Raw genomic sequence first — 13,280 nt, 5'->3', positions numbered from 1 at the left:
GAAGAGATTTTGCCGGAGGCCAGTCAGGGGAGCTACTTTTTCAACAGAATCGGCCAATAGCTGCCTGTCGGAACCGGCTGAAATAGCCCCAGAGCGGTCATCTCCGCGTTCCAGTATTATCATGCCGATCTTCGGACTGTTTATTGGTAGGTTGATCCATGGCCAGAAGCGTTAGGCTTCAAAAAAAACTGCATACACGGCATCTGATGGAGACAGCTGAAGAGGTGGTACTTGATGACAGCCTTGTTGGAAAGCTATGGGCGTTCAATCAAGGTGACAGATTTGAGTTGAATTCAGCTTCTCTCAGTTCTGCAGCCGTTCAAAAGTACCGCTTGGAATACGTGATAACGAGAGGCCCTGTTCCTGGGCACTGGCTGTACACAAAATTTGACCCCGAGGAACTTGTATTATTTTTTACGGCAAAAGACTTTGACGGCATTTGCCATGGCTGGACTCTGTTTGACGAGTGACAACCTCAGCTTTAGCTCTCTGAGAGGCAACTCTGGGTCGATTGTAGCCGGTCGCAAAAGACCGGAACTGGCCGTTTACGGCCCGTGAGAAATAACCAGTTTCTCCTCCACGCGCTGGCCTGCCTTGCTCCAGCGCACGGAGCCCTTTCTAGCTAACCGTTGTAGAGTGCGCTTCTACCTCCGAAGCCTGCTCCCGCAATCGACGCGCGATAACATCCATCAGATCACACCCATCCCGCAACGGTATCGCCAGTAGTTGAGCAAAATCCGAAAGCACCACGCAGTCAGCCTCCACTTCACCCCGAAAAGCGATGTTTTCCAATACTTGAGTCACGGTGCGAATGCGATAGTCAGCCATCGCTTGCAGCACATCGAGCGGTGCTTGCGAGTCAATGAGCAGGGACGCTGGAACCCGATCGATTCCAGTAAGAGGGATATATCTTTCCATTTTTGAAACTCCGATAAATGCAATGATTTACCGATAATCAGGTCGCCAAACCTGATCGCCACATGGGCGACCGGGAAACTATAAGTGTCGTTGCAGCCGACGATCAACGCAAAGGTTGTAACCGGCACGGATGGACTGAGGCTCGAACGCCGCTCACTCCACTTTTTCGCTGCAGTCTGCTCCCGACTAGCCTCATTCCCTTCTTGATATTTCCCCACACCATCACGCTTTTTAAGCTTGCTGAAACGTTTCATCGAGTTTATAAAACCCCCACAACTCCAATAAAGGCCACCGCTATGACCCCGCTAAAACTCCTCGTTGCCCTAAGCACACTCTCCGTCACCTCCCACGCCATGGCCTGGGATTACGTCCTGCTCGACACCGACAAAGCCGCCCAGAACTGGCAGATCACCAGCCAGCAGCTCGGCGTACAAACCGCCAAGCCCTTCAGCGTTACCCTGCGCACCTTGCACGGTGGTCGGCAGGAGGGGGTGAGCATCGTTGATATCGATAACGGCACGATGAAGCTTTCGGTGGTGCCGACTCGCGGTATGAACGTGTTGCAGGCTTCGGTCGGCGATGTGCGCATGGGTTGGGATTCGCCGGTCAAGGAAGTGGTCAATCCGTCGTTTATCGAGCTCAATGGCCGCGGTGGGCTGGGCTGGCTGGAAGGTTTCAACGAGCTGGTCACCCGCTGCGGCTACGAGTGGGTCGGCCACCCTGGCATGGACAACGGCGAACTGCTGACCCTGCACGGGCGGGCCGCCAATATTCCTGCGAATAAAGTCACGCTGCATATCGATGAAAAACCACCGTATGCCATCACCCTGCGCGGCGAGCTGAAAGAGCAGGCGTTCAAGAAGGTCGACTTCTCTGTCGCGACCGAACTGGTCACTCAACCCGGCAGTGTGGTGTTTGCCCTCAATGACACCCTGACCAACAACGGCGACTATCCGAAGGAATACCAGGCGCTGTATCACAGTAACTTCAGCACCCCGTTCCTGGAGCAGGGCGCGCGGTTTGTCGCGCCGGTGAAGCAGGTGTCGCCGTTCAACGACAAGGCCAAGGGCGAATTGGCCGACTGGCAAACCTATCGCGCACCGACCAAGGACTATGACGAAACGGTCTACAACGTGGTGCCATATGCCGATGCCAAGGGCGATACCTTGACCGTGCTGCATAACAAGGCCGGCAGCCTGGGCGTTTCGGTTGGCTTCAATACGCAGACACTGCCGGTGTTTTCCCTCTGGAAAAACACCGACACCCAAGGCCAGGGCTATGTCACGGGGCTGGAGCCAGGGACGAGTTTTTCCTACAACCGTCGTTATCAGCGGCCACTGAATCTGGTGCCGACAATCGGGCCGAAGGAACACAAGCAGTTCCGCATCAGCTACAGCCTGTTGGCGGACAAGGCCGCTGTTGATAAGGCTTTGAAGCAGGTCAGCGAAATTCAGGATGGGCGTGAGACTGAGGTGCGGCAGACGCCGTTGGTTGATTTGACCAAGGAATGACGCCGCCTGGAGCATCATTGCGATGTTATTGATGTTGAGCACCCACGCTTATGCGGGGTGCGGCAACATTAACGACGGAGTGAAGCCGTCAGCCGACGATCAATCTGGCGTTGTCCGGCCAATCGAACGTCCAATGCTCGCAAGAAATATCCGAGTGTCCCGATTGGACCGCAGATGAACCACACGGCAGGCGGGTGGGGCAGCCTCCACGAGTTGTTGCATCTTTACTCGTGCTGACTCTTTGGTCTGCCACATGAATCTAAAAAACTCCGGCAGGTTCGCCAGTCGTTCGGGGCAGTTCTCCGGCAAGTCAGGCCGAGTCTGACCGCGTTTGAGCAGCGTCCTGAGCAATACGCGCCAGAATCGGAGCGTCGCCGAACGGTCAATCCATATCAACAGATCTGCGCGGGCCAGCCGGTTGTCCCAAGTGGTTGAATGGCCTCCTTCGAATATCCAGCGTTCACGGGCCTCGACCTCAAGGCAAAGCTGCGTCTTCGCGTCGCGGCTGCGTTCGATCCACCCTGGCTGCCAGTGGATAGTGTCGATATGAACGACCGGCAAACCCGTGCACTGACCAAGCTTGCGCGCCAAGGTGCTTTTGCCTGACCCAGGTTGACCCACAATCATCACCCGTCGCATCTAAGCTCCTTCTCGCTGTGCGCGCTGAATTTTTGGGGTGGCGATTCTACGTCAATGCCTGTCTGCGTCAACGTGCTCACGCAAACCCAAGAGCGCCACCTTTTTATCCAGGCACCCCGTGCCAACGTTGGCGGCCTTCGCGAGCAAGCTCGCTCCTACAGTGGTTGGGTTACGCCCTGCGCGCCGTTAACAACACTGCCGCCGCCGCTGACAACAGCCCCGCGCAGCAACGATTGAAGATGCGCTTGCCCCTTGGCTCGGCAAACCAGCGGCGCATATGCAGGCCCATGTAGGCGTAGGCGCTGATGGCGATCCATTCCAGGGCCAGGAACATCGCGCCCAGCAGGGCGAACTGTGCGGTGATGGGTTGGTCAGGTACCACGAACTGCGGCAGGAAAGCGGTGAAGATCAGGATGGCTTTCGGGTTGCCCGCCGCCACCAGAAACTCCTGCCGTGCCAGAGCCCATAAGCCGACCTGGTGAGCGGCTGTTGGTGACTCTGCCTGTGGTTGCGCACGCCATAGCTGATACGCCAGATAAAACAGATACGCCGCGCCAAGTATCTTGATCCCGTAAAACAACAACTCCGACGTTTGCAGCACTACCGCCAACCCGGCGGAGGCGAGGGCGATCATGCTGGCAAAGGCCAGCAACCGACCGAGACCTGCGAGGCAGGAGGTGCGGTAGCCGTAACGGGTGGCGTTGCTTACCGACAGCAGGTTGTTGGGGCCAGGCGCCATGTTCAGGGCGAAGCAGGCAGGCAAGAAGAGGGCGAGGGTGGCGAGGTCCATGGCGGCTCCGGGTTTGGTCGGACGAGAGCGTTGAGGATAGGGGCAGTCGGCAGGGACAGCAATGAGGCTGGCAGTGTATCTGCGTGCCGGAGCGCAAGATCTTTATTTAGTCCCCGGCGAAACTGATTTTGTCATAGGCCCGTAGGCACACTGCGAAGACAAGATTCAGTGCACGATGGAAGGAGCCCGCATGATTCGCAGAGCATTACCCACTGACGCAAACGCCATTGCCCAAGTGCATATCAGCAGTTGGCAAGAGGCGTATCGCGACCTGATGCCCACCGACTACTTGAACGGGTTACAAGCCACCCTGGCTCAGCGCGAAGCCTATTGGCGTCGCTCGATAGCCGCGGGCGAACCGGAAGTATGGGTCGCAGAGGTGGACCAGCAGATTGTCGGGTGGATAGCCGTTGGCGCCAGCCGTGACGAAGAGGCCGCCGGGGCAAATGCAGGGGAGGTTATGGCCATCTATGTTCTGACCAGGTATTGGCAAACGGGCGTCGGGCTGGCGCTGTGGAACGCGGGCTTGCAGGCGTTGGTTCAGCAGGGGTATGACTGCCTGACGCTTTGGGTCCTGGCCCGCAATGAACGGGCCATGCGCTTTTATCGCAGGGTCGGTTGTGTCGAGGACGCAGGCAGCGAACTCAAGATTGAGAGGGGCGGTGTCACGCTGGTGGAGGTGCGGTACAGGTTGTCCTTTACCTGAGCTTTTGTTCCAAACAACCGATCAGCCAGTTGCCGGCCTCGCTCCAGCCCTTGCGTCGTCAACCAAATCGACTTGTTCTTGTTGACCGGGTTCAGAATATAACCATGCCGGTCAGTTAAACGTAGATCTCCTGTGGGAGGGGGGCTTGCTCGCGAAAGCGGTGGGTCAGTCAACACCAATGTTTGCTGGGCCGACGTCTTCGCGGGCAAGCCCGCTCCCACATTTGATCTGCGCTGCTTTGAGCATTTCGTTCGCTTAACTGACTGGTATTAGGGCTTGCCCCTTCCCATCGGTTCAGGGTCGCGCCGAAGCTGTGTTGATACCTAGGCTATCGAATTGAGGGGAAGCCGCACATGAAACACCGTGCCGTGTTCGGTATCAGAGCTGACCTCAATCGATCCGCCATGGGACGCGACGATTTCCGAGGCGATGAACAGGCCCAGGCCCAAGCCTTCTGTGGGGCCGTGATTGACGGCAGTACGCTGAGAGAAGCGGCCCATCGGGTTGAAGATGAACGGCAGCACATCCTCAGGTATCGCCTCTCCACTGTTGTGCACGGAAAATACCGCGAAATCTTCCTGTAACTCCAACTCGACCTGGATAGGCCGCGTGGTATCGCCATGCTGCACGGCGTTGCTGACGATGTTCGAGAACACCTGCTCCATTCGGGCGCCGTCGAACTGGCCCGACGCCTGGGTCTTCGAATCGAACAGGATGATCGCTTCAGGATGAAACGTGCGGATTTCTTCTACGACACGCTGGCAAAGCGGTGAGAGATCTATATCGGCCGTTCTGACCGGAATGCCCGGCCCCATCTGGCAGCGGGTCAGGTCGAGCAAGTCGCCGACGATCTTGCTCGCTCGACGCACACTGGTGTAGATCTGGTTGGCCACTTTGTTCGCCTTGGGGCCTGCATCCTGGGAGCGCCGCAGCACGTCGGCACCCAGCAGGATCGCGCCGAGCGGCGTGCGCAGGTCGTGGCCGAGGATGCCCAGAAACACGTTGCGCGATGCCTCGACCGCGCGCGAATAGCTGGCGATGGACTCGGAGAGCGCCTGGTCAATGGCCTCGTGGAAACGGGTCATGTCGTCAACGTTGATCGGCGTGCCGTCCTTGATCTGGCGCATCCACTGGCTGACCACACTGGTGCGCAGGGCGCGGTATTCCGACACCATCTGATCGATGGTGAAGCCGGCCATCAACCGCGTGATGGCGTGGATTTCTGCCGCGGTCTCCTGCTCCTCCGCGGGGGCCAGGCCCTGGGCCTTGGCGATTTGCTCTTGGCGGGTCTGTTTGGTTCGCAGGTCGCTGACGATGGCTCGCAACATCTGCTCGGCATGGTCGCGCAGCGCCACGCTGTCGAGGTCCTCGCCCGGGGTGTCGAGGGTTCTGGCGAAATCTTCCCAGGCTTGCAGAATCGGTTCGAGGTGCTCAAGGATGAAATCGGCCAGGCGCATGTCTGTAATCCTGAAGGGTAGGGCACAAGAGCGAGGCTGCGCAGATGCAGGGAAATTCCCGGCAGTGTAGGAGGTTGTTCGCAGCTTTAAAAGCGCGGCCGGGGGTAGCGATAGCATTGATCCACTCTGCGTGCCGACAGAGTTCATCCCGCTGGCGCTAAAACCCGAGTGTCAGCGACCTCAGCTTGCGCTCTACAATGCTGTCAAAATGGCTTGCCAGTTGCTCACAGCGCTCGGATGTCAGCCCCTTGCAGCAGGTTATTCCCAGAACAAACCCCTGGGCTTTGGCCCCCCCTTTTACTGCAAGAATCATCGACCCCGCGAGTTCGATCTCGCGAAGGAGTCTGTCAGCCTGTCGCTTTATGGGGCCGGGCAAATCGTTGAAGGCTTCTTTCATGGCTGTCTCCGCAGCATTCATTACACACACACACGCACACACAAGGCATCTGAGGCGCTATCGGTCTCTTGAAAGCATCGACCGAAAGACGGTGCAGGAGTTTCGCTGTGTGCGAGCGGAAGGCGATGATGTGCAGCGAAAAGCCTCACGGGGAGCGTACCGGCGCATTCAAGGATGAAACCTGCGCCCCAATGCATCCAGGCGCACTGCAATCGGCGGCAGGCGTTCGCTGCTGCGGGCCAGGGTTTCCACATCGTCGGCAGTGCTTTGGGCGATGCTCTGCACCGACTGCAAGCGCTCGACGATCTCCAGGTTCGCCGAGGTTTGCTCGCGGGTGGTCGCGACGATGCGGCCATTAAGTTGATCGATATGCGCGATGTCCTCGCCGACCGCCCGGAGCATCTGCACCGCCAATTGGCTGTCTTGCACGCAACGCTCCACGCCTTCGCGGCTGGCGTGCATGGCTTCGACGGCCTCGCGGCTGCCATGCTGCAGGCCCTCGATGATGGTTTTGATTTCCTGGGTGGAGAGGGCGGTGCGCTGTGCCAGGCTGCGCACTTCGTCGGCGACCACGGCAAACCCGCGGCCTTGCTCGCCGGCGCGGGCGGCTTCGATGGCCGCGTTGAGGGCCAGCAGGTTGGTCTGGTTGGCGATGCTGCTGATCACTTCCAGCATCGAGCCGATTTGCTCGGCCTGCACGGCCAACGATTGCACGGTGGATTCAGTGCCGTTGATGCGTGAGGCCAACTGGCTGATTTCAAGCTGGGCGCGGCCGACGCTCTCCTGGCCGCGAACAATTTGCTGACTGGCTTGGCCGGCGTGTTCCACGGCTTGTTCGACTTGCACCGTAATGTGGCCCATGGCGTCTTCCATGCGCTGCATCGAACCGTTCATTTCGCCGATCTGCACCAGTTGATGCCGCGCACCTTTTTCCAGGGTGCCACTGGCGCAGGCCAGTTCCTGGCCGAGTTGCCCCAGGCCGTGGGAGTCGCGGGCGACACCGTCGATCAGGTGAGTCAGTTGTTGCAGGAAGTGGTCGAAGCGCTTGGCCAGGGACACGCGCACCTTGTCTTCATCGTGCGCGCCTTGCTCGGTGAACTGTGAAGTTACAGCGAGCATCTTCTCAAGCATTTCCTGGCTTTCGACAGCTTCCGCCTGGCTGTGGACCGCCAGGTACAACAGGGCCACGGTTTCCATCACCACATAGAAGGCGTGGACGAAGATCATCGTCCAGCCGCCGTGATGCTCCATCACAAACACCGGCAAACCCTGGTGCTGCAGCGCATGGAACACCAGGTGGTGCACGGCGATGGTCAGCGCCGCCACCAGGATCGGCAGCCAGTCACGGTAGAAGGTCAACACCGCCAACAGCGCGAAAATGCCGAAGTGGGATTCGATCACCCCGTGTGCCTGATTGATGTGCAACGCCGCCATCACCATCAACCCGGCGCCCAGTGCGCAACGCATCACGCGGGTGCCGCCGATGACACGGTAGAGAGCCGTCAGCACCATGCCGGTGCCGCCACCGACGATCAGCGCCTGGAGCAAGGTGTCATGCCAGAACGCCAACCCCAGGGAGAACAGGAACATCAGCCAGATCAATGCCAGCATGATGCGGTCGGCCTTGCGATAGTGCTCCTGGAAGCGTGTGCGAAGGGGCATTCACGGTTACTCCATGTAGTGATGCCAGCAACCAAGCATGTGGCGTGCCACGATGGCCGCTGGTCGATAGCAAGTCAGGTGCAGCGTTTTTTACCGGATCAGATCCGGCAATCGGTTATCGGCAGGCGGGAAGGGGACTTGAGTGGAAGGGCGCAGGCCCTCCCACGGTACAGGCTGGAATCAGAAGCTGTACTTGGCGGTCAGCATCATGTTGCGTGGGCTGCCATAGGAATCGCCGCCATAGTCCACATCGTTGGAAATGGACTGGTAGTACCGGCGATCGAAGATGTTGTTGGCATTGACTTGCAGGTCCAGGTGTTGGTTGACCCGGTAGCCGGCCATCAGGTCGGTGACGGCGTAACCGCCTTGCTTGAGCCGGTAGGTGCTGCCATCGGCCAGCTTGATGTCGTTGTACATGCGGCTCTGCCAGGAGATGTTGCCGCCGACCCGGAGTTTTTCCAGCGGGCCCTGGAAGTTATAGCGAGTGGTGACTTTGAACAGGTGTTCGGGGGTGTCGGTGTCGAACTGCTTGTTGACCTTCTGCGGGTTGGCGTCGTCCTTGATGGTGTGGGTTCGCGCGTAGGTGTAGCCACCGCCGACTTGCCAGTTCTCGGTCAAGGCACCTTGCAGTTCGAAGTCGATGCCCTGGCTGCGGATTTCCCCCGAGGCCTGGTTGCAAGAGGCCTGTGGGCAGTTCGGCACAACGATCTGCACGGCGCGGTTTTCCTGGTCAACGCGGAAAAGCGCCACGCTCGCATTCAACGCGCCCCCCAGGTATTCGCCCTTGAGGCCGATTTCATAGTTCTTGCCGACGATGGGCTTGAGCGGGGTGCCGGCAGTGCTCTTCTCTTTCTGTGGCGTGAAGATGTCGCTGTAGCTTACATACACCGAGTGCTGGTCGTTCAGTTCGTAGATCAAGCCGGCGTAGCGGGTGAGGTTGCGGGTAACCTTGTAGTCGCCGTCGCCATCACGGTTGTCATAGTCATACCAGTCCAGGCGCCCGCCAAGGATCAGCTTCAACGGGTCGGCCAGGCTCAGGCGCGAGGTCAGGTAGAAACCGTCCTGGGTGGTGACTTCGCGGGCGTTATTGGTGCGGGTGAAGTTCGGTTTGCCGGCATTGATCGGCCAGTTCATTTCATACGGGCTGTAGTTATGAGTGGTCATGTCGTAGATGCGCTTGCTGGCGCCCACCACCAGCTCATGAGTGCGCCCGAACGCCTCGAACGGGCCGCTGGCAAAGGCGTCGACGCCGGCCTGGTTTTCATCATAGCGGGCCTGATACACCGTGCGGGCGAGGGTCTTGTTCGTCCAGCGCGATTGGTAGGAGCCTGAGAACAATGCGTCCTGTTCGGAATAATTGGCGTTGACCTGCAGGCTCCAGTCATTGGCCAGGCGCTGGCGCAACTCGGCGAACACGGTATTGATTTCCTGGTCTTTGTTTTCCCAGTCGGTACCGGGGTTGTAGGAGCGCGATAGGTCCAGGTGATGGCCATCCAGGCCGACCATCGAAGCCCCCCAGAAGTAGTTGGTCTTGTCCTTCTGGTTCGAGTAGCCGAGGGTGAGAGTGGTGTCTTCGCTCAGGTCGGCTTCGGTGACGGCGTAGAACAGGCCGTGATCCTGCTCGGCCTTGTCGATAAAGCTGTTGGCGTCGCGGTAGGACGTGACGACGCGACCGCGCCAGGTGCCACTGGGGTTGAGCGGGCTGGAGGCGTCGAATTCGCCACGGTAGTCATCCCAGCTGCCGGCGGCGCCGGTGAGGGTGACTTTCTGTTCGTCCAGGGGCCGCTTGCGGATCAGGTTGATGGCTGCCGAGGGGTTGCCCGCGCCGGTCACCAGGCCGGTAGCGCCGCGCACCACCTCGACGCGGTCGAACATCGCCAGGTTTGGCTGGGCGCCCACCGACGCGCCGTTGTAACCGCTGGGGATACCGTCATACATGAGGTTGTCGATGTCGAAACCGCGAGCGGTGTAGCTCTGGCGGCCAGGCCCGTTGGAGTAGTTGAGGAACAACCCGGGCGTGGCGTTGACCACGTCGTTGATGCTGGTCATGGCCTGGTCATCCATGCGCTGGCGCGTAATCACGGTGACAGCTTGTGGGGTTTCACGCAGGGTCAGCGGCAGTTTGGTTGCAGTCTTCATCGAGCCGGTGGTGTATGACTCGCTGCCTTCAGTGGTTGCGCCAAGCTGCTGGCCCGACACCTGGGTGGCGCCCAGCTCAATGGTGGCCGGGGCTTCGGCGTCGGCGGCCAGGGCCGCTTGTGAGGTTGCTAGGCAGATCGCCATCGCCATTGAGCTGGGTGAAAAAGCGTTGCTGACGCGTTGTTGCACAGACATGGATATAGGGCTCCCAAAGGCCATCCGTGGCAAATAAAAAATCTGTTGATAATTATTCGCATCAGTGTGGCAGATCCAAGCTCTGGGAAAAAGTCTTACATGGCCGTGTAGGAGCGAGCTTGCTCGCTCCTACAGCGGTTTCTGGGTCAGAAATCCATTCTTACGCCGAGCGTCCCATGGCGACCGTTGAAGCTATTGCTGTCCAGGTTGCGGTCATAACCGACTTCACCGTACAGGCTGATGCCCTGGGCAACTTGCAGGGTTGCCCCGAGGCTGGCATCCATCGTGGTGGATTTCTGTTCGGTGTCTATACGCGTCACATCGTTGAATATCACACTGTTGTCCCCAGCGCTGGAATGCCAGACATTCGCACGCACATAAGGCTGCAGCGGCAGGCCATTGACGGTGTAATCGCCGCGCAAGCGCACACCCAGGCGCGTAGTGACGTTGGTATCGGCGTCATAGGAAACGTCGGAAATACCGTCGTTCTGGCTATCGAGCTTGGCTTTGCCGACGATCAACTGCGCCTGGGGCTCCAGAATCCAGCGAGCGCTCAGCGCGAACGGCCAGCCCACTTCGGCGGAGGCGGTAACGTTATGCCCGCGGGTTTTCATCTTGACGCCACGCGCTGACTCGTTGTTGCCATCAAAGCGGGTGCCCATCAACACCAGGTCAAGATAAGCCTGGTTGGCGCCGATCAGTGTCCAGTAGACCCCCAGGCTATCGCCGCGCAAGGTGGTTTTGCCGGCGTCCTTGTTCTCCCAGCCGCCGTTGAAGCCTTTTACATTGCCTTTGAGGCGACTGTGACCGACAAAGAACCCAAGGCGCTGCAACAGGCCGTTGTCCAGCAGGCTGGCGAACACATCGGTGCCGACCTGGAACCCTGTCAGCGAACCGTCCAACGTAGGGTTGACCGCACCGGCGAGACTCTGGCGGCTGCTGCTGCCGTAGACCCGGCCCCAACCTGCCGGCATGACGCCGGTTTGCTGTTGCCGGCTCTGATCGCCCATGCGCTCGTGATACGTGCCGAGCATGCCCTGCACGATTTGCTGCGCGGCAGGAAACAACACAGAGTACAGCGGTACTTCGGGGCGATAGATCGGGACCTCCTTGTCAGTGGGGTTAGACGGCAGGGGCGGGGTTCCAACCACCGGCTCAGGCACTGGCGTGACCGGCCCTTCTGGTTCGGGCAGCGGTGTGCCCGGAATCGTGGAGCGCAGGTAATAACTCTGCTCGGTTCCAGCCGTGCCCGCGCCTTTGAACAGGTAGTAGTCAAACGCCCCGGCCGTTACCGTATTGCCCAAGGTAAAGGCAGTGCCAGGCCCGCTGGCGCCATTGAGCGCCTGCACTACCTGGATGCCGTCTTGTAACGTCGCCGCGCCGGCGCCCCCAAGGTTGGTAATCAACAGGGTGGTGTTGCCCTGCAGTGTGCCGTTGCTGACCACCAGTTTGTCGCTGGCCGAGTCGTCTGCTCCCAACACGGTTTGCAGCGCCAGACGCCCGCCGTTGCCGGTGTAGTTGCCGTTGATGGTCAAGGTGTCACGGGCGGTGGTGCTGCCAGTGACCATGTCGAGGGTGCCGCTGTTGGTCACGTTGACCAACTGGCCGGCGGTAAACGGATTGATCCCGCCCGTGTTGACCAGCAGCGAACTGGTGCTATCAATGAGCAGGGCGCCGGTGCCAGTCTCGCTGTCCCCCAGAGTCAACGTCCCGCCCAGGTTCATTTGTGAGCCGTTGTCCAGGCGAATGCTTTCCCAGTTGGCAAACAGGCCGGGATCAGCGGTTTTGGTGTTGTCCAGGGTCAAGGCGTCAATCCCCACGCCACCATCTATCAGTTGCGCCGCCGCCACTTGCTCAGCCACCAGGCCCTGAAGCAGCGCCGTATCGTCGCCGGCCCCCATTAACACGGAGGAATGCAGGTTGCCGCCGGACCAGATAAATTCATCGTTACCGAAGCTGAGCAACACTTGCCCGTTAACCTCACCACCGGAAATGATCACCTGATCGTCACCGCCGCTGACGCTGATATTGCCGCCCACGAACGCGTTGTTTGAAATCAGGATGGTGTCTTTGCCGAAGCCGGTCACCAGGTTGCCGATGATCCGGCCACCAGACATATCGAACCGGTTGTCATCGAGTTTCATGTTGACTCGGCCGATGGTGCCGCCGGTCATCGTCGCATCGTCGCCGTCGTCGAAGCCGCCGGTGATGGTGCCTGCTCTCATGTTGAAGACGTCCAGGCCGTCGCCCTGTTCCAGCGAGGCAATGGTGCCGCCGCGCATGTCAAAACGGTCGACCCCCGAGCCCTGGTTGACAGCGCCTGCCTGGCCCCCGGAAATCTCCACCACATCAGCGCCCGCGCCTTGGCTGATGGATCCGGTGATACTGCCCTGGTTGAGTTGGAAAATGTTATTGCCATCACCTTGGTTGAGGTTGCCATCGATGCCAGCGCTCGGGCCGTTGACAACCACGTGATCCTTGCCGCTTCCAAAGATCACATTGCCGCTTACTCGACCCGTGGCGGTGAGTTCGAGGGTGTTGTCGCCGCCGGTATCGGTAAAGCCCGGCGCGGTGGCGCTGTCACAACTGGAGGTGTCGTTGCCTGGCGTGTTGTTGACCGTGCACGCTGCATACGAGGCAAACGGCCATGCCGTCAGAATAATCGCTGAGTACAACAAAGAAGTTATCCGTGTGCGCATGATCCGTCCTCGCTTGAGCACAATGATGTCCCGTCGCCCGGTACAGCGGGCGCGGTTCAAAACCATGGCAACAACGAACGCGATACGGATCAGGGACTACGAGTTACCTGCATCTGAAAACACCGGGCAATGCAATGGGTTGGCATGGCTTTCTCGACTGCACCTCA

Annotated in this window: 12 protein-coding genes; 3 read left to right on the top strand and 9 right to left on the bottom strand. The window is 59.4% G+C overall.

Translation table 11 applies throughout. The features are described 5' to 3' along the window. Nucleotides 1–158: 158 nt before the first annotated feature. On the top strand, nt 159–470 hold the full coding sequence (locus tag E4O98_RS11910) for a hypothetical protein (protein WP_032880909.1): 312 nt from the start codon (nt 159–161) through the stop codon (nt 468–470). A gap of 148 nt (nt 471–618) precedes the next feature. Here E4O98_RS11910 and E4O98_RS11905 read toward each other — a convergent pair whose 3' ends face one another. Together E4O98_RS11905 and E4O98_RS11900 are read right to left on the bottom strand one after the other, a co-directional pair. Next, nucleotides 619–918 carry a hypothetical protein gene (locus tag E4O98_RS11905; RefSeq protein ID WP_078821265.1) on the bottom strand — a complete coding sequence of 100 codons (300 nt, stop codon included), beginning with the start codon at nt 916–918 and terminating at the stop codon, nt 619–621. Beyond that, nucleotides 801–1,172 (bottom strand): hypothetical protein, encoded by a 372-nt coding sequence (locus tag E4O98_RS11900; protein WP_187432796.1) that lies wholly within the window; start codon nt 1,170–1,172, stop codon nt 801–803. Before E4O98_RS11900 ends, E4O98_RS11905 begins: the two co-directional genes overlap by 118 nt. Nucleotides 1,173–1,214: 42 nt before the next feature. Here E4O98_RS11900 and E4O98_RS11895 point away from each other — a divergent pair, with 42 nt between their 5' ends. Then, nucleotides 1,215–2,429 carry an aldose 1-epimerase family protein gene (locus E4O98_RS11895; RefSeq protein WP_248135160.1) on the top strand — a complete coding sequence of 405 codons (1,215 nt, stop codon included), beginning with the start codon at nt 1,215–1,217 and terminating at the stop codon, nt 2,427–2,429. A 99-nt stretch (nt 2,430–2,528) separates the two neighbouring features. On the opposite strand, the gene E4O98_RS11890 is transcribed toward E4O98_RS11895, so the two are convergent. Both E4O98_RS11890 and E4O98_RS11885 read right to left on the bottom strand, forming a co-directional pair. Next, on the bottom strand, nt 2,529–3,068 hold the full coding sequence (locus E4O98_RS11890; RefSeq protein WP_078821267.1) for an AAA family ATPase: 540 nt from the start codon (nt 3,066–3,068) through the stop codon (nt 2,529–2,531). Between the two features lie 169 nt (nt 3,069–3,237). Beyond that, a complete protein-coding gene (locus tag E4O98_RS11885) occupies nt 3,238–3,858 on the bottom strand; it encodes a LysE family translocator (RefSeq protein WP_248091729.1) in 621 nt (206 codons plus the stop codon). A 190-nt stretch (nt 3,859–4,048) separates the two neighbouring features. Here E4O98_RS11885 and E4O98_RS11880 point away from each other — a divergent pair, with 190 nt between their 5' ends. After that, the gene (locus E4O98_RS11880; protein ID WP_103735033.1) at nt 4,049–4,564 is read left to right on the top strand and encodes a GNAT family N-acetyltransferase; all 516 of its coding nucleotides are present in this window, start codon (nt 4,049–4,051) and stop codon (nt 4,562–4,564) included. Nucleotides 4,565–4,887: 323 nt separating this feature from the next. Here E4O98_RS11880 and E4O98_RS11875 read toward each other — a convergent pair whose 3' ends face one another. From E4O98_RS11875 to E4O98_RS11855, 5 genes are all read right to left on the bottom strand, one after another. After that, nucleotides 4,888–6,021 (bottom strand): sensor histidine kinase, encoded by a 1,134-nt coding sequence (locus tag E4O98_RS11875; protein ID WP_248135158.1) that lies wholly within the window; start codon nt 6,019–6,021, stop codon nt 4,888–4,890. Nucleotides 6,022–6,178: 157 nt separating this feature from the next. Beyond that, nucleotides 6,179–6,418 (bottom strand): hypothetical protein, encoded by a 240-nt coding sequence (locus tag E4O98_RS11870; RefSeq protein ID WP_032880922.1) that lies wholly within the window; start codon nt 6,416–6,418, stop codon nt 6,179–6,181. 168 nt (nt 6,419–6,586) lie between these two features. Further along, nucleotides 6,587–8,080, bottom strand: coding sequence for a methyl-accepting chemotaxis protein (locus tag E4O98_RS11865; protein WP_248135156.1), 1,494 nt, complete (start codon nt 8,078–8,080; stop codon nt 6,587–6,589). 180 nt (nt 8,081–8,260) lie between these two features. After that, the gene (locus tag E4O98_RS11860) at nt 8,261–10,414 is read right to left on the bottom strand and encodes a TonB-dependent siderophore receptor (RefSeq protein WP_032880925.1); all 2,154 of its coding nucleotides are present in this window, start codon (nt 10,412–10,414) and stop codon (nt 8,261–8,263) included. A gap of 146 nt (nt 10,415–10,560) precedes the next feature. After that, a complete protein-coding gene (locus tag E4O98_RS11855; RefSeq protein WP_248135153.1) occupies nt 10,561–13,113 on the bottom strand; it encodes an autotransporter outer membrane beta-barrel domain-containing protein in 2,553 nt (850 codons plus the stop codon). Nucleotides 13,114–13,280: the final 167 nt, after the last annotated feature.

Source organism: Pseudomonas sp. W2Jun17 (assembly GCF_023127795.1).
GTDB lineage: Bacteria > Pseudomonadota > Gammaproteobacteria > Pseudomonadales > Pseudomonadaceae > Aquipseudomonas > Aquipseudomonas synxantha_A.
Note: the sequence above shows the minus strand (reverse complement) of the source record. Positions and strands in the feature narration are given on the sequence as shown.